Source organism: Erwinia sp. STN24 (assembly GCF_041320675.1).
Classification (GTDB): domain Bacteria; phylum Pseudomonadota; class Gammaproteobacteria; order Enterobacterales; family Enterobacteriaceae; genus Erwinia; species Erwinia aeris.
Map to the genome: position 1 here is coordinate 1,695,705 of NZ_JBGGPM010000001.1, position 18,742 is coordinate 1,714,446.

1 protein-coding gene is annotated in these 18,742 nt (G+C 63.6%); it reads right to left on the reverse strand.

The genetic code is table 11. The features are described from left to right. Window positions 1-244: 244 nt before the first annotated feature. Window positions 245-18,733 (reverse strand): Ig-like domain-containing protein, encoded by an 18,489-nt coding sequence (locus ACA373_RS08115; protein WP_370734314.1) that lies wholly within the window; start codon window positions 18,731-18,733, stop codon window positions 245-247. Between the last annotated feature and the right edge of the window lie 9 nt (window positions 18,734-18,742).

Genomic DNA, 18,742 nt, shown 5'->3' on the forward strand with positions numbered 1-18,742 from the left:
CGACGCTGGATAGTGGATAACCTAGTCCGCTAATACACACTTTACTACTGGCGTAAATCTGGAAAGTGGTTCCAAACGGCAATTTTTTCTTATTAATGTCTTTAACGTCACTTTACGCAAAAATGACAAAACCTCGCCATTCTTTATTTTCGTTTATGCTTTTTTTGTTGTTACAAATGATAAACCCTCCTTAACGTTAACCTCCCTGCGCGAGCCATACCGCCCTCGCGCAGGGAAGGTCTTGTTATACCAGATGAACCTGAAGATTATGCTGGATCAGCACATCGCCCAGGGTGTTTGCCGCATCCAGCGCCGAGTTGTGGTAAACGTCGAATACCTGCCCGTCTACCGTACGCTGCGCAGTGGCAGCCCAGGTGCCGCCGTCGCCGTTGGCCAGCGTAACCTGATCGCCGGTTACCCCCTTGATCATCAGATCGTCGGTCTGTTTATCGGTAATATTCAGCGCCTCGTTGAGATCCAGCTTGACGCTGTTGGTGCCGCTTTGCCCTAAGTTGATGATTTCGATATGCTCCACCTTCAGCCCGAGCGTGGTGAGATCCAGCGTCATATGCTCGCCGTTGAGCACCAGCGTATCGGTACCCGCACCGCCATCAATATGCGTAAAGTTCAGCGTATTAAGCGTTACGGTATCTTCGCCGCTGCTGCCCGCGACCGACGCACCCTCTACCGTCTGACCATCCGCCAGCGCCGCGATTAACCCACCGATGCTGTAGCTGCCGTCATCGGCTACGGCGGTCGTAGCGGATGCATCCGCTGTAGCCGTAGTCTCTGTCGTGGTGGTCGCCGCCGCCGTGGTGGTGGCATCTGTCGTGGTGGTGGCATCCGCCGTACTGCTGGCCGTCGCGCTGTCTGACTCGCTGTGTGCCGCGTTCGCCGTCGCCACCTGTGCGGAAGCCGTAGCCACAGAGGCGTTGCCGGCGTCGCTGGTATCCGCAGAGGCGATAGCCGTGGCATCATCCGCCGCCATTGCCAACAGCGCCGTTGCCGCCGCCGCAGAAGAGGTGCCCGCAGCCGGCAACAGCGATCCCAGCAGCAGGGTATTGCTGGTGGTGGCGCGGTTGCCTGCCACATCTGCTGCGGTTACGGTAACGATAGAGTTCAGGCTTATAGAGGTTAACAGGCCGCCGGTGAACTTCACGCTATAGCGGCCAAGCGCATCCGTGGTGGTGGTCTGCGTTGAACCGTTCAGCGTGACGCTCAGCGTAGTGCCCTGCGGCAGGTTCAGCGTGCCGCCGGTCACGGTCAGCCCTGTTACCAGCACGCTGACCAGGCTCAGCACCGGATCGACGCCAATCGCCGGCAGGTTATGGGTAATGGCCGTAAAGGTATTACTGCCTGTGGCGGTGTTGCCTACCACATCGGACACGGTAGCCGTGACGGTATAGCTGCCGTCGGCGATGCCTTTCAGCGTGGCGGAAGGCACCGTGACGCTCCATGCGCCTGTAGAACCCACGGTTGTGGTGTAAAGGTTGCCCGCAATATTAACCGTCACCGTACTGCCGACCGCATTAACCGAGCTGCCGCTGATGGTGGCCGGCGTGTTGGCCTCGCTCAGATTGAGGTAGTGGTCGCCGCCAAACATGGTGCTGTTATTAATAGTCACGCTTGGCAGCGTATGGGTTTTCACCACCGCCGTATCAGTACCGGAACCGGTATTCCCTACCGCATTGGTTACGCTGGCGGTGACTGTCGCGTTGCCATCCGGCAGCGCGGCCAGCGTCGCGGCCGGCACCAGCACGCTCCAGGTGCCGTTCGCGCCGATGGTGGTGGTCAACGTCGAGGTGCCTACGCGCACGTTCAGGATCGAGCCTTCGGCATTGGTAGACGAACCGGTAATCGTCTGGGCGGTTTGCGCATCGACCGCGCTCAGCAGGCCATCGCCAAAGATGCTGGAGATAGTGACCGACGGCGGCGTCTGCGCAATCACAACCAGCTGTCCGGTATTGGTCGCCACGTTGCCGTAGCTGTCCGTTACCGAGGCGTTGACCGTCAGCACGCCGTTCGCCAGCGCGCTGAGATCGGCTTTCGGCACGTTCAGCGTCCAGCCGCCGCTGCTGTTAACCGGCGCCGTGTAGGTTTTACCGTTCAGCGTGACGGTCACAATGGAGCCAGCCGTAACGTTACGGGCTATACCGCTGATGGTCTGGACGGTGTTGATATCGTTGGCGCTGAGCACGCTGTCCCCGAATACCGTATTGACCGTCAGGGTTGGCGTAGTCTGGATGCCAACCCGCACGCCCGTGCTGGCGCTGGCGGTGTTGCCTACCGCATCGGTAACGGCGACGCCCACGGTAAGATTACCGTCCAGCAACGTGCTGAGCAGAGCAGGCGACACCTGGGCGCTATAGGAGCCGTTCGCACCGACCGTGGTGGTAACAATGGTGTTGCCGAGGTTGATGGTAACGGTCGATCCCGGCGCTACATTGCTGGCCGTCCCGCTGATGGTCTGCGTGACCAGCGATTCCACCAGGTTCAGCACGCCATCGCCGCCAAAGACCGGGTTTAGCGTCACGGTTGGCAGCGTATTGACGCCGACCGTCGCGCCGGCGTTAGCGGTAGTAGTGTTGCCTGCGCTGTCCGTTACGCTGACGCCCACGGTCAGGTTGCCGTCCAGCAGCCCTTTCAATAACGTCGGCGTCAGCGCCACGTTAAAGGTGCCGTCCGCTGCCGTGGCGGTCACAAATTGCGTCCCGGCTACGTTAACCACCACCCGCGATCCCGGCTCGGCATTGGTAATGGTACCGCCGATGGTCTGGCCCAGCGCCGCATCCGCCGCGTTAAGCAGGCCGTCGCCAAACAGCTGCGCGATATTGACTACCGGCGCGGTCAGCTTGGCCACCAGGTTGCCGGTGGTGGTGGCGATGTTGCCTGCCGCATCGGTCACGCTGGCGCCCACCGCCAGGGTGCCGCTGGTCAGCGTACCGAGAATGTCCGGCGTGACCGTGGCGGTAAAGGCGCCGTTCGGCCCTACCGCCGCCTGCACCGTAGAATTGCCCAGCGTCAGGTTAATGGTCGAACCGGCCGCTACGTTATTGACCGTGCCGCTGATGGTCTGGTTAACCAGCGCATCGGCGATATTCAGAATGCCGTCGCCAAAGATTGGGTTAAGCGTAATGGATGGCTGGGCGGTAAAGATGCCGATAGTGGCCGACGTTGACGAGGTGTTGCCCGCCGGATCGGTCACCGAGACACCCAGCGTCTGGTTGCCGGTGGTCAGCGCCGCCAGATCCAGCGGCGGAATAGTCACGTTCCATGCGCCGCCCGCCTGAAGCGTGGTCTGGTAGGTTTTGCTGCCCAGCGTCACGGTCACCGTGGAGCCGACCGCGCCGTCAATGGTGCCGCCAACCGTCTGCGCCAGCGCCGCTTCGGCGATGTTCAGCAGGTTGTCGCCGCCAAACAGGCCGGTGATGGCACTGATGGTCGGCGCTTCCAGAATGGCGGTGACGGTTTCACCCACGGTGCGGGTGTTGCCTGCGCCATCGGTCAGCACAATGTTCAGCGCGGTGTCGCCATCGCTTAACAAACCAAGCAGGCTTGGCGGTACGACCAACGCGAAGCGTCCATCCTGACCGACATCCGCCGTCAGCGTGGTGCCGCCCAGCGTCAGCGATACGGTCGCGCCAATCCCGGCGGAGCTGGCCAGACCGGTAATGGTTTGCGCTACCGTGGTGTCGACCGCGTTCAGGAAGCCGTCGCCGAAGACGGAATCCACCACCAGATTCAGCGCCGCGTTGACCACTTTATTTACCGTCAGCGTGGCGTCGGTGGCGTTGCCCGCGGCGTCGTTAACCCGCAGGCCGAACACCAGCGTGCCGTCGGTGAGGCTGCCCAACACCTCCGGCGTCAGATCAAGGCTGAAGGTGCCGTCGGCATTGACCAGCGCCGTGGCGATCGGCGCGCCGTCACCCAGATAGAGGCCGATAGTCTGGCCTTCGGCACCGCTAGCTGTTCCCGTCACTACCTGAGTGGTCAGGATATCCGCAGCGTTCAATACGTTATCGCCCACCAGCGCGTCCACCGCAATCAGCGGTGCGCCGGTGTCTACGGTAAAGTCGCGCGTAATGGTGCCGGTGTTGCCCGCCGCATCGGTCAGCGTGGCGGTCAGAGTTTGGCCCGCCTGGCCCAGCGCCTGCAAATCACCTGACGGCAGCGTGGCAGACCAGCTGCCGTCCGCCTGAACGATGGCCGTATAGGTCTTGTCATTCAGCGTGAGGGTTACCGCTCTGCCCGCCTCACTGGCGGACGCCGTCCCGCTAATTATCTGGGTAACCGCCGCTTCCGCGCCGTTCAGCACGTCGTCGCCGGCAAAGGCGTTGATGGTGACGACAGGCACGGAGCGATCCACCAGCACCTGGCTGCTTGCCTCCAGCGTAGTGTTCTGATCGGTGGTCAGCGTCGCGGTTACGGTGGCGATGCCGTCGGCGATATTCGCCGCCGTGTTCGGCACGGTGAGCGTCCAGGTACCGTCGACGCTATTGACCACGGCCGTTCCGGCCTGCGCCACGCCGTTGATGCTGACCGCTACGGTTCCCGTCACCGCGCCGCCGCCGTCGACAGGCAGATTAGCGAATGTTCCGCTCAGCGTCAGCGTCGCGCCGTCCGTGCTGTTGATGATGTTGTCGTCGGAAACCGGCGCCAGCGTCAGCAGCGGCGTTGGAGGCGGCGTCAGGTCGACCGTGACCGCAGCGGTCGCGGTGCCCGTATTGCCTGCGACATCCACGACCGAAGCGTTGATGGTGCCGGTATCGCCTGTCGTGCCCAGCTGCGCCAGCGCTTCCGGCGTCAGGTTAACCGACCAGCTACCGTCTGCGGCTACCACGCCGCTCACGGTCGCCGTGCCGATGGTGACCGTCACCACCTGGCCTTCGCCCGCGCCGGTCGTGGTGCCGCTCAGCGTCTGGGTGGTCAGGCTTTCCAGATAGTCCAGCGCCCCATCGCCGGTGAATGGCGTGATGGCGATGGTTGGCACGGACGTGTCGACGGTAAAGCTGCCCGTCGCCGTCGCCGTGTTACCACCGATATCTGCCGCCACCACGGTATAGTTTTGCAGCCCCTGATCCAGCGCGCCCAGCTGCGCCGTGGAGAGCGGCAGCGTCCAGTTGCCGTCTGCATCTACCGTTGCGTCGTAGTTAACGCCGCCCAGCGTGACCGTAACGGCCTGGCCCGCGCCTGCCAGCCCGGTAGTGCCGGTAAGCGCCACGCCCGCAGCCACGTCGGCCGCGTTAAGCCAGGTATCATCAAAAGGCACATCCAGCGTCGGCGTTGGTGCGGTCAGCGCGGCGGTGAAGCCGAGTGAACTGGTATTGATATTGCCCGCCGCGTCAATCACGGTAACATCTACGGTGTGCGCGCCGTCAGCCAACGCGCTCAGCGCCCCGGCTGGTAGCGCCACCGCCCAGTTGCCGTTGGCGTCCACGCTGCCGGTATAAGTAATACCAGCTACATCGATTTGCAGCTGCACGCCCTGATTCGCTCCGGTGACGCCCGTGGTGCCCGCCAGAGTGATAGCCGTTCCCGCCTCGGCAATATTCAGGATATCGTCAGTAAACAGCGGTGAACCGATGGTCGGCTGCGGCAGCGCCAGCAGCGCGTCAAAATCAAGCGTGGCCGTGCTGGCATTGCCTGCGGTATCGGTCGCGGTGACCGCAAAAGTATGGGTGCCGCTGCCCAGCGCGGTCAGCTGTGCCGAAGTCAGATCGAGCGTCCAGTTGCCGTTGGCGTTGACCGTCGCCGTTAGCGGCGCGCCGCCGTCGATAGCAACAGTGACCGTCTGCCCCGCCGCGACCAGCCCGGTGTTACCGCTCAGCGTCTGCGTGGTGGCAGCTTCAGCCACGTTGAGCAGGCCATCGGTAAATGGCAGATCGATGGTGACCGCCGGCAGCGCGTTAACGGCGACCAGTGCCGAATCGCCGGCCGTCCCGACGTTGCCCACGGCATCCGTGACCGTCACCGTAATCGGCAGCGTGCCGTCCGGCAGCGCAGAGAGCACGCCAGCCTCCAGAGGCAGCGTCCAGTCACCCGTAGCCGGATCGACGTTCGCCTGGTAAGCGGTGCCGTTGATATCCACGCTAACGGTTTGCGCACCGGTAATGCCGGTGGTGCCCGCCAGCGTCTGGCCCGCTGCCGCCTCAGCGGCGTTTAATATGCCATCGACGAAAGGCTGGGTCAGCGTCGGCGCCGGCAGTCCGGTAACGATAGCGGTATAGGCCAGCGAATCGGTGCTGCTGTTGCCCGCCACATCGGCAACCGTCACGTTAATGGTGTGCTCGCCGTTGCCCAGCGTGGCCGCCAGCGCAGGCGTCAACGTGGCCGTCCAGTTGCCGTTGTCGTCGACCGTAGTAGCAATGGCGTTGCCGTCGATATTCAACGTAACCGTCTGGCCCGCGCCGGTAATGCCGGTGGTGCCGTTAATTACCTGATCGACGCCCGCTTCGCCAGCGTTCAGCAGGCCGTCAATAAACGGCGTATTGATCGCGGCCGTCGGCAGCGTCGTGACCAGCACCTCTATGCTGGCTTCGGCCGTCGCCGGGTTGCCCGCCGCATCCGCGCTGGCGACCGTCAGCTGATAGAGCCCGTCGGTCAGGGCGGCAAGCGTGCCTGCCGGCACGGCGGCGCTCCATGTGCCGTCCGCATTGACCGCGCCGGTAAAGGTTTGATCGCCAAGCGTAACCGTTACCGCCGTGCCGACGGCAAGGTTGGTCGCCGTGCCGGTCAGCGTCTGTTCTGCCGCCGCTTCGGTCGCGTTGACCAGACCATCGACGAACGGCGTATTCAGCGTCAGCGCCGGCAGCGCATTGACCGCCACGGTCAGGTTGGTGACGCTGGTAGCGACGTTGCCGCTGGCGTCGGTTACCGCCACGCTGAGCGGAGTGGTGCCGTCGCCCAGCGCCGTCAGATCGCCACTGGCGATAGTCAGGCTCCAGTTGCCGTCCGCATCTGCCGTGGTTGCGTACACCTTGTCGTTAAGGGTGACGCTCACCGGCAGGCCCGCATCGGTGGTGCCGCTGACGACCAGACCGGCCGCCGCTTCCGCCGCGTTCAGCACGTTATCCACGCCCGCGCTTAACGCCACGTTCAGCACCGGCGCGGTGGTATCAACGGTAAAGTTATCCGCTGTCGTCGCCACGTTGCCCGCCACGTCGCTGCCGCTGGCGGTCAGCGTATTGGCGCCCGGCGTCAGCGCCTGTACCGCAGCCGCCGGCACAGTAGCGCTCCAGTTGCCGTCGGCGTCAACGGTGCCGGTATAGGTCGCGCCGTTCAGCGTTACCGTCACGGTGCCGCCTTCCGGGATGCGCTGGCTGGAGCCGGTGATCAGCACGTCGTTCTGCGCTTCCTGATTATTGACCACATCGTCGCTGGTGACCGGATCGATAGAGATAGTCGGCAGGCTGGCGGCCTGGGCGACCACGGTAAACTCCGCGAAATTGCTGCCCGTGTTGCCCGCCACATCGGCGACCGTGGCGGTCAGCGTTTGCGCGCCGTCGGTCAGCGCGGCAAGATCCGCCGCCGGAACCGTCGCGGACCAGCTGCCGTCCGCCTGCACCAGCGCCGTATAGGCGACGCCGTTAAGCGTGACGGTCACGGTCTGCCCTGCCGTCACGTTGGTGGTGGTGCCGGTAACGGCCAGATCCGCGCCCGCTTCGCTCTGATTAAGGTAGTTATCGCCGCTGATGGCATCCAGCGCCACGGTCGGCTGGCTTGCCAGGCTGGCATCGACCACGACCGTCAGCGCCTGAGTAGACACGTTGCCCGCCGCATCGGTCAGGCTGACGCTCACTGGATAAGTCCCGTCCGCAATGCCCTGAGTGACGCTGGCGGGCAGATTGACCGTCCAGTTGCCGTCGTCCTGCACCGACTGTTGATAGTCGACGCCGTTAAAGGTGACGGTCACCAGCTGGCCCGCTTCGCTGGCTGAAGCAGTGCCCGTAATGGTTACCGGCCCTACGCTTTCCGCCGCGTTGATAATGTTATCGCCCGCGACCGGATTGACCGTCAGCGTTGGCGCAGTCAGATCAACGCTAACAGAAGTCGTCGCGGTGCCCGTATTGCCGATGGCATCTGTGGCGGTCACGGTGATGCCCTGAACGCCTTCGCCCAGCGCCTGTAGCGTGGCGGCGCTGACCGGCAGCGTCCAGTTGCCGGCGTTATCCACCGTGGCGGTGTAGTCCGTTCCGGCAATATTGACCGTTACGGTCTGGCCTGCGCCGGTCGCGCCGGTCGTGCCGCTCAGCGTCTGATCGCTCTGCGACTCGGTAACGTTGATGTAGCTGTCGATAAATGGCGTATCCAGCGTTGGCTGTAGCGCCACGGTCGACAGCGTGATATCGGCAGCGGTTGAAGCCGTGTTGCCCGCCGCGTCGCTAAGGGAAACGGTAACAGGATAAGTGCCGTTCGGCGACGCCTGAAGCAGACCGGCCGGCAGCGCAAGGCTCCAGCTGCCGTCCGCCGCGATGGCGGTGGTGTAAGTCTGGCCGTTCAGCGAAACCGTGACCAGCTGACCTTCTTCCGCGCCGGTGCTGCCGCCGCTGACGGTGATATCCGCCGCTGCTTCGCTACCGTTGACCACGCCGTCGCCCGCCACCGGATTAAGCGTCAGGGTCGGCGCGACGGTATCCACGGTGACCGGCACCGCCACCGTGCTGGCGTTGCCGGCCGCATCGGCTACGGTAACCTGTAGCGCGTTTGCGCCCTGCGGCAACGCCTGAAGTTCAGCGGTCGGGATAGTGACGCTCCAGTTGCCGTTCGCGTCTACAGTGCCGGTATAGGTGGTATCGCCCACCGCCACGGCAACGGTTTGCCCGTCGCCCGTTACGCCAGTAGAACCGGTCAGCGTCTGATCCGTCGCCGCCTGTGCGCCGTTCAGCACGCCGCCGTTAAATGGCGTATCCGCCGCGACCGCAGGCAAATCGTTGACCTGGACGTTCAGCGTAGCGGTGCCGGTTGCCGTAGCACCGCTGGCATCGGTCGCGGTGACGGTCAGCGTGTTAGCACCGTCCGCCAGGCCAGCCAGCGAGGCGGCCGGGATCACGGCGTTCCAGGTGCCGCCGGTGCCGACCACGCCGGTAAAAGTTTGTCCGTTAAAGGTGACGGTCACCGGCGCGCCCTGCGCCAGGCCGGTGGTGGTGCCGGTAACAATCAGCGCATCCTGGGCTTCCGCAGCGTTCAGGTAGCCGTCAGTGCTGAGCGGATCGAGGCTGATGCCCGCCGCCGTGCTGTCCACGGTTACATCATGACTGACGGTGATCGGATTGCCCGCCGCGTCGCTGACCGCCACGCTGAAGGTCGCCGTGCCGTCAGCCAGCGTCGCCAGCACGGAAGAAGGGATCGCTACGCGCCATGCACCGCTGGCCAGCACGCGCGTGGTGTAAGCCACGCCGTTAAGCGTGGCGGTCAGCTGCTGCCCAGCCTCGACGTTAGTGGTCGTACCGCTGAGATATTGCGTAGTCTGCTGTTCGGCGCCGTTAAGCGTATCGTTGCCGGTGAAAGGATCGACAGAAAGGGTTGGCAGCGCGGCCGCGCTGGCTTTAACCGTCAGCGGGCTGTCGGCGGTTGCGCTGTTGCCTGCCGGATCGGTCACGGTAGTGGTGATCACATAGCTGCCGTCCGCCAGCGCGGCCAGATCGGCTGCCGGCACCGTTACCGTCCACTGGCCATCCGTGCCCACCGTAGTGGTGTAGTCGATGCCGTTCAGCGTCACCACGATAGCGGCATTAGCTTCACCTGTGCCGCTAACAGGCAGATCGCTGCCCTGTTCCGCCGCGTTAAGAATGTTGTCGCCAGCGATAGCGTTAACCGCAACCGCAGGCGGCAGCGTGTCCACGCTCAAGGTCAGCGGAGCAGTCGTCGAGTTGCCCGCCGCATCGCTGACGGCAACGGTCGCCAGGGTATCGCCCTGCGGCAGCGCCTGTAGCACTTCCGGCGACAGAACGATGCGCCAGTTGCCGTCGCCGTCAACGGTGCCGGCATAGGTGCTGCCGTTAATAGCGATGCTGACGTTCTGACCGTCGCCCGTGAGGCCGGTCGTACCGGTCAGCGTTTGCGCCGTTCCCGCCTCGCCTGCATTCAGCGCGCCGTCAGTAAACGGCGTCTCGATAGCCAGCGTCGGCAGCGTGGTCGCTACGTTCAGCGTCGCCTCGTTGGTCACGGCGTTGCCGTCCACGTCAGGCACGCTGGCGCTGACGGTCACCGGGCCTTCAGCCAGCGCCGCCAGATCCGCCGCCGGTACCGTCAGGCTCCACGTACCGCCCGTCGTTACCGTAGTGGTGTAGTCAATGCCGTTCAGGGTTACCGTCACGGTATTGCCTTCCGGCACGTTAGAAACCGCACCGCTCACGGTCAGATCGCCCTGCGCCTCCGTGGCGTTCAGGTAGCCGTCATCGCTAAGCGGGTTAATGGCTACCGAGCTGATATCAGTATTAACATCGAAGCTGCCGCCTGCCGTAACCCCATTGCCCGCCGCATCGCCCACGGAAACGCTATAGGTCTGCGTGCCCGCTGGCAGCGCTGCCAGTACCGCAGCAGGAATAGTGACGCTCCACGCGCCGCTGTCCTGCACCAGACTGCTGTAAACCGAGCCGTTCAGCGTCACCGTCACCACCTGGCCCGCCTGGACGTTAGTGGTGGTGCCGCTGATTGTCTGGCTGACCTGCTGCTCTGCGCCGTCCAGAATGTTGTTGCCCGCAAAATTGTCCAGCGTCAGCGTTGGCAGCGTAGCGGCATCGGCCACTACCGTCAGCGTGCTCTCCTGAGTCGTCACGTTGCCTGCCGCGTCGGCGGTCGCTACGGTCAGCGTGTAGTCGCCGTTGGCCAGCCCGGCCAGATCCGCAGCCGGAATAGCCAGCGACCACTGGCCGTTAGCGCCTGCCGTGGCGGTGTAGTCCGTGCCCTCCAGCGTGACGGTAACGGTTGAACCGTTCTCTGCCGTGCCGCTAACGGTCAGCGGCTGCGCCTGCTCTTCGGCGTTCAGGATACCGTCGCCGCTCAGCGGATTAACCGTCAGCACAGGCGTGCTGACATCCACAACCAGCGCGCTGGTTTGCGTGACGGCGTTGCCCGCCGGATCCGTCGCGGTGACGGTGACCGGATAGCTGCCGCCGGTTAAAGCAATAGTCGCCGTCGCGGGAACCGTAACCGTCCAGTTGCCGTCGCCGTCTACGGTGGCGGTATAGACGCTGCCGTTCAGTGCCACGCGCACGCTGTCGCCCGCTTCGCCGGTGCCGGTAATAGCCAGCGGCTGACCCTGTTCGGCGGCGTTCAGGAAGTTGTCTTCAGCGATAGCCGCGACGGTCAGAACTGGCGCAGCGGTATCTATGGTAATGGCGTGAGGCAGCGACAGGCTGCCGCCGCTGGCAGGCGAGGCGGTGACGGTCAGGGTGTAATCACCGTCCGCTACGCCCGCCAGCGCCGCGGCCGGGATCGCCGCGCTCCACAGGCCGTTTGCGCCCACGGTCGCCGGATAATCCGTGCCGTTAAAGCTTACGACTACCGTGCTGGTGTCATCAGGCACGCTGCCGGTCACGGTAAAGCCCTGGGCGGCTTCGGCGGCGTTGATTAAATCATCGCCGGAAACGGCATTGATAATCAGGGTCACGTCTACCGCCGTATCCAGCGTCAGCGTGGTGTCCTGGCTCGCGACGTTGCCCGCAGGCGAGGTCGCCGTTACGGTCAGCGTATTAGCGCCTTCCGTGAGGTTAGCCAGCGTGCTGGCCGGTACGCTAATCGTCCACTGTCCGCCAGTGCCGACGGTAGTGGTATAGGTAGCGCCGCCCAGCGTAACGGAGATAGTGTCGCCTTCGCTGCCGCTGCCGGTAATGTTCTGCGCCTGGCCCTGCTCGACCTGGTCAATGGTGTTGTCGCCGGTGACCGGATCCACCGTAAAGGCTGGCGTCGCGGTATCCACGGAAAGACCCAGGTTTTGCGTAGCGGTATTGCCAAAGGCATCGCTGGTGCTGACCTGAAGCGCATAAGGGCCGTCGGCCAGCGCCGCCAGATCGGTCGCCGGAACGGTTACGCTCCAGCTGCCGTCCGTATTGACCGTGGTGGTATAGGTTACGCCGTTCAGCGTAACGGTAACGTCATTGTCAGCCGTGCCCGTGCCGCTGATAGCCAGCGCTGCGCCCTGCTCGTCGGCGTTGATAATGTTATCGCCGCCTGCGACCGGATCCAGCGTCAGCGTTGGCAGCGCAGTGGCCACGGTGATAACTGGCGCTGGCGTAATGGCGGAAACGTTGCCCGCCACGTCGGTGACCGTCACCGTCACGGCAGACTGTCCCTGCGGCAGCGCCTGAAGCACCGCCGGCGCCAGATCCAGCGTCCAGACGCCGGAGCTGTTAACGGTGGCGGCATAATCGGTGCCGCCGATATTGACCGTTACGGTCTGACCAACGCCTTCCTGCCCCGTGGTGCCGGTCAGCGTCTGCGTGACGCCCGCTTCCTGGCCGGTCAGGGTGCCGTCAATAAACGGCGTTTGCAGCGTGGGATCCGGCACGCGATCGACGTATACGTTCAGCGTGTTTTCGCTGGTCACGGTATTGCCGTTCTGCGCGATAACGCTGGCCGTCGCGGTTTGCGGCCCTTCTGCCAGCGCCTGCAAATCTGCTGCCGGGATAGTCGCCGTCCAGCTGCCGTTTGCCGCTACGGTGCCGGTGTAGGTTTGGCCGCCGAGCGTAAAGGTGACCGTGCTGCCAGCCGCCACGTTCGCCGTAGAGCCGGTAACGGTCAGATCCGTCTGCGCCTCAAGCGCGTTCAGATAGCCGTCGCCGCTGAGCGGATCGAACGCCACGCTGCTGAGCGTACTGTCGACGGTAAAGGTTTTGGCAACGGTACTGCTGTTGCCTGCCAGATCGGCCACGGTGACGCTGAGCGTCTGCGTGCCGTTGGCCAGCGCGCTCAGATCGGCGGCCGGGATCGCCACCTGCCAGCCGCCGCCCGTTTGCACCGTGGTCACGTAATCGGCACCGTTAAGGGTCACGGTGACCGTTTGCCCCACTTCCGCATTGGTTACCGTCCCGCTGAGCAGCTGGTCGGTCTGCTGTTCCGCGCCGTCGATAATATTGTTAGCGGTCAGATCGTTAACGGCAATAACCGGCGCGCTGGTATCCACCACCAGCGGCGTGCTGGCGGTGGTCACGTTACCGGCCGCATCGCTGGCGGTAACGGCAAGCGTATAGTTACCTTCCGCCAGCGTATTTACCGCCGTGTTGGGCACGGTCAGCGTCCACTGACCGTTAGCGCCAACAATAGTGTTGTAAACGGTGCCGTTCAGCTCGACGGCGATAGTGTTGCCGGTTTCGCCCGTACCGCTGACCACCAGCGGCTGGCTGGTGTCGGCAGCGTTAAGATAGCCATCGCCAGAGACGGGGTTCACCGTCAACGCTGGCGGCGTCAGATCCACATCCAGCGTGCGGGTCAGCGCAGAGACGTTGCCTGCCGCATCAACCACGCTGACCGAAACAGGATAGCTGCCGTCGGTTAACGCCAGCAGCGCCGCCGCCGGCAGCTCAATGCTCCAGCTGCCGGTGCCGGTCACCGTCGCGGTATAGGTGGTGTTGTTCAGCACCAGCGTGACCACGTTGCCCGGCTCGCCGTCGCCCGTTACCGTCAGCGCCTGGCCCTGCTCCGCCAGGCTCAGGCGGTTATCTTCCGCCAGCGCATTCAGCGTCAGCGTCGGCGTTGAGGTATCTACGGTAAAGGTATTGGTCAGTGAAGAAGTATTGCCAGCCGGATCGGTGGCGGTCACGGTCAGCGTGTTATCGCCCTGCGGCAGGCCTTGCAGCACCGCATTGGGCAGCGTGACCGACCAGTTGCCGTCCGCATCCACGTTTGCCGTATAGGTGATGCCGTTCAGCAGCAGGCTAACGGCCTGGCCGCTGCCGGTAATGCCGGTCGAGCCGGAAAGGGACTGGTCGCTGAGCGCCTCTGTGCCGTTCAGCGCACCATCGATAAACGGCTCGTTCAGCGTCACGGTAAAGTCTGGATTAATAGCGGAATCCAGGCTCTGCGTGGTAGCGATCTGGTTGCCGTTAACGTCGGTCGCCGTCGCGGTGATCGTCTGGTTGCCGTTAGGCAGGCCGCTCAGCGCACTGGCCGGAACGGTCACGCTCCAGCTGCCGTCATTATTGGCGGTGGTTTCATAATCCGCATTGTTAAAGCGCACCAGGATGCGCGCACCAAAGGCGACAAAGCGGGTGCTGCCGTGGATCACCAGCGGGTTTTGCGCTTCAACGGTGTTGATAGCGTTATCATCGCTGATGACGCCAATAGCAATTGAGCTAAAGGTATTATCGATGGTATAGCCGCTGGTCGCCGTGGCCGGATTGCCCGCGACGTCGGCTACATCAACGGTAAAGGTTTGCGTGCCGTTGGCCAGTCCGTAATAGGCCGTAGCCGGCACCAGCACGCTGTAGCTGCCGTCCGCCTGTACGGTACCCGTATACTGCGCGCCGTTCATGGTCAGCGTAACGATCTGGCCTGCCTGAACGTTGGTCGTGGTGCCGGTAACCAGCTGATTGAGATCCTGCTCCGCGCCGTCCAGCACGCCGTCGCCCGTGAAGGCGTCTACGGCGATTGTTGGCTGCGCGCCCGCGCCCGCCACTACCGTCAGCGGTTGCAGGCTTGACGTAGCGTTGCCCGCGCTGTCCGTGGCCTGCACGCTCACCGCATAGGTGCCGTCCGTCAGCGCATTGACGTCGCCAGCAGGCACGCTGACGCTCCAGTTGCCGTTGGCGTCGGACACGGCGTTATAGGTAACGTTATTAAGCGTAACGACAATCGCCGATCCCGCATCGGCCGTGCCCGCTACGCTGAGCGCGGCGTCGTGTTCCGCCGCGTTCAGATAGCCGTCGCCGGAAACCGGCGCAATGGTCAATGCAGGCGTCGCGGTATCCAGGGTTACCGGCGTCAATGAGGTGGTCTGGTTACCGCCCGCGTCCGTAGCGGTCACGGTAATATCATATTTACCGTCCGGCAGCGACTGTAGTGCGGAAGGCGAAATCGCCAGGCTCCAGTTGCCGTCCGCATCTGCGCCGGTTAAATAAGTGACGCCCGCCAGCACTATGCTGAGCGTGCTGCCCGCTTCCGCCGTGCCGCTCACGGTCAGCGGCTGGTTCTGCGCCTGCGCGTTAATCACGCCGTTATCGCCCGGAATGGCGACGTCCAACGCTGGCGCGGCGGTATCGACCACGATTGGCGTGGTTGAGCTGGCCGTATTGCCCAGCGAATCCGTAACGGTAACGACAATATCTGCGGTGCCGTCCTGTAGCGAGGCCAACGCCGGCGGCAGCAGCGCCACGCTCCAGCTGCCGGTAAGGGTATCGACGGTAGCGGGATAACTTACGCCGTCAACGGTTACCGTTACCGCCTGATCCGGGAAGTTGACGCCGGTATTGCCCGTCAGCGTTTGCGCCGCCGTGCTTTCAGCCGCGTTCAGCACGCCGTCGCCAAACGGCGAGTTAAGGATAATTTCTGTCGGGAACGAAGTACGCACGTTCACGTCGCTGGTGCCGGCGATCGGATTGCTGTTGGCGTCCGTGCCCGTCACGGTAACGGCATAGCTGCCGTTGGCAATGCCGGTCAAGGCGGCGGCAGGCACGGTTACCGTCCAGCTGCCGTCCGGATTAACCGTAGAGGCGTAATCCACGCCGTTAAAGGTAACCGTCAGCGGCGTGGCGGCGGCAAGGCCAGCGCTGCTGCCGCTGATAACCAGATCCGCCTGCGCTTCTGTCGCGTTAATAGCGTTATCGCCGCTGACCGGCGCAATAGCCAGCGCGGCCACGGTGTTATCAACGGCCACCGCAAAACTGCCGGTGGCGTTGCCGGTATTGCCCGCCGCATCGCTGACGCTAACGGTATAGTTTTGCGTGCCGTTCGCCAGCGCCGTTAGCGTGGCCGCAGGAAGCGTGATATTCCAGTTGCCGCCCGGCTCAATGCTGCCGGTAAAGATTGTGCCGTCTGCCAGCTGCAGGGTCACGGGGCTGCCTGGGGCGACATTAGTGGCCGTCCCGGTCAGCACCTGATCGACCGTGACTTCTGCGCTGTTCAGCGAGCCGTCGGCGGTGAGTTCATTAACCGTCACGATCGGCGTGGTGGTTGCATAGGTTACAGTGGTATAGGTCTCGCTGGCGTTACCGGCCGCATCGGTGGTAACGACGGTGACGACGTAGGTGCCGTCAGCAATGGCGGCCTGGCTGTCCGGGCTTAACGTCGCCGTCCAGGCGCCGGTAACCGGGTCGACAGTGGCGGGCACGTCAACGCTGTCAAAACGCACCAGCACCGTGCTGCCCGGCTGGGTGGTGCCGGTAATAACCAGCGGCTGACCAACTTCGCCCGCATTCACATAGCCGTCACCGCCCAGCGGATTAACCGTCGCCGTCGGCGGCGTGGCGTCCACGGCCAGCGGAATATTTTGCGTGGTGCTGTTGCCGTAACCGTCGGTAGCGACCACGCCCAGCGTGTAATCACCATCGGCAAGCTGTTGCAGATCGGAAGCCGGAATATTCACGTTCCAGCTGCCGTCCGGGTTAACGGTGGTGTTATAGGTCACGCCGTTCAGCGTGACGGTGACGCTCTGACTGTCAGCGCTGACGCCGCTCAGGATCAGCGGCTGGGTTACATCGTCCTGGTTCAGCGTCGCATCCGGTGGCGTAACGGTAAGAGCTGGCGCGGCGGTCGCTACGTTTACCGGCGTGGTCGAGGTGCTGCTGTTGCCTGCCGGATCGGTAATCACTACGGTGATATCGTTGCTGCCCTGCGGCAGGTTTTGCAGCGAGCCGGCCGGCAGCGTCACGCTCCAGCTACCGTCGTTGTTGACCGTGCCGGTATAGTCCGTGCCGCCTATTGTCGCTGTGACCGACTGGCCTGCGCCCGCCACGCCGGTATTGCCGGTCAGCGTCTGATCGGCGCCCGCTTCACTGCCGCTGATAACGCTGTCGCCGAAGGGCACATTAAGCCCGGCGTTCGGTTCGGTGGTAATAACGTTAAGCGAAGCGGCAGAGCCATTTTGTACGACGGTGCCGTCCGCCAGGGTGGCTGACGCGATAATGAGATTCTGACCCTGCGACAGCTGTTGCAGATCGGCGGCGGGGATGGTGGCGCTCCAGCTGCCGTCTGCCGCCACGGTGGCAGTATATTCGCGCCCGCCCAGCGATACCCGGATAACCGTGCCGGCAGGAAGATCGGCTGAAGAGCCGGAAACGGTGAGATCGGACTGCGCTTCGGTAATACTGAGATAGCCGTCGCCGCCCGGCGCATTAACGCTAATGCTGCCGATGCCAAAGGCTGGTACGGTGAAATCGTGCGTGGTGGTTGCCGCCGCGCCCGCCGCATCGGTAACGGTGGCGGTAATGGTCGTGGTGCCCGCCGCCAGCGCCTGTAAGGCGCCAGCCGGAACGGTCACGCTCCACGCGCCGCTGCCGTCAACGGTGGCGGTGTAGGTTTGGCCGTTCAGGGTAACGGTAACGGTCTGGCCCTGCTGCACGTTGGTGGTGGTGCCGCTGATGATCTGCGCCTGCTGCTGCTCGCCGTTGTCCAGCACGTCGTCGCCCGCAAAGGCGGCGATGGTGATGGCCGGAGCGGTAGCCGGGGCGCTAACGGTGAAATCGTGCGTGGTGGTTGCCGCCGCGCCCGCCGCATCGGTAACGGTGGCGGTAATGGTCGTGGTGCCCGCCGCCAGCGCCTGCACGGCCGCAGCCGGAACGGCCACGCTCCACGCGCCGCTGCCGTCAACGGTGGCGGTGTAGGTTTGGCCGTTCAGGGTAACGGTAACGGTCTGGCCCTGCTGCACGTTGGTGGTGGTGCCGCTGATGATCTGCGCCTGCTGCTGCTCGCCGTTATCCAGCACGTCGTCACCTGCAAAAGCGGCGATAGCGATGGAAGGCGTGGTGGGCGTGACCGCACCGGCCTCTACCGTAAAGGTTTCAGCGGTGGTCGCCGTGGCGCCTGCATTGTTGGTCACGCTGATGGTCAGCGTATTGCTGCCTTCCGGCAACGTAGCCAGCGCGGCGGCCGGTAAGGTGATGCTCCAGCTGCCGTCTGCCCCGACCGTGGTGGTATAGGTCACGCCGTTGAGCACGACGGTAACGGTGTTGCCCGCTTCCGTGCCGCTGGTGGTGCCGTTCAGCGTCTGGTCAGAATTTTTTTCCGCCGTCGACAGGGTATTATCGCCGGTTAACGGATTGACGGTAAGGGATGGCGCTACTGTCACTGCATCATCACCGCCGCCACCGCCACCGCCGCCGCCCGCCAGTGCGGCGACGCCTGCTGCGCCAAGACCAAGCGCGCCAATACCTGCGGCGGTGATAACGCCGGTGGTAGCACCGGTATCAGCCAGCAGCAGCGGTTCCAGCGAGCCAAGCGACTCATACTGTGGCGTAATCGCTACCACCGCCTGCGCATCGGCGAATTCGTTGGTGACCGGGAAGAGTGCGTGCTCAGGCGGATTGACGCCGTCATCAAAAACCAGCTCGCTGTGATCGCCGTCAACGTCATCCAGGAAGAATTGCTGATAGCGTTTAACGCTGCCGTCACGCATGTGGACGATGAGATCGTTACCCTGGCGTTCGAACTCGGTCACCATGGCGCGGGTTCCATGAATGCGGACTACGCTGGGTTGATTCAGGAGGATGGTATTGTTGGAATTCCCTGCTGCGACCTGAGAAAGAATGCTGCCATCGTCGCGCGAAAGTATTTCCACGCTGCCATCAGTAAGCTGAGCCATAGTAACCTC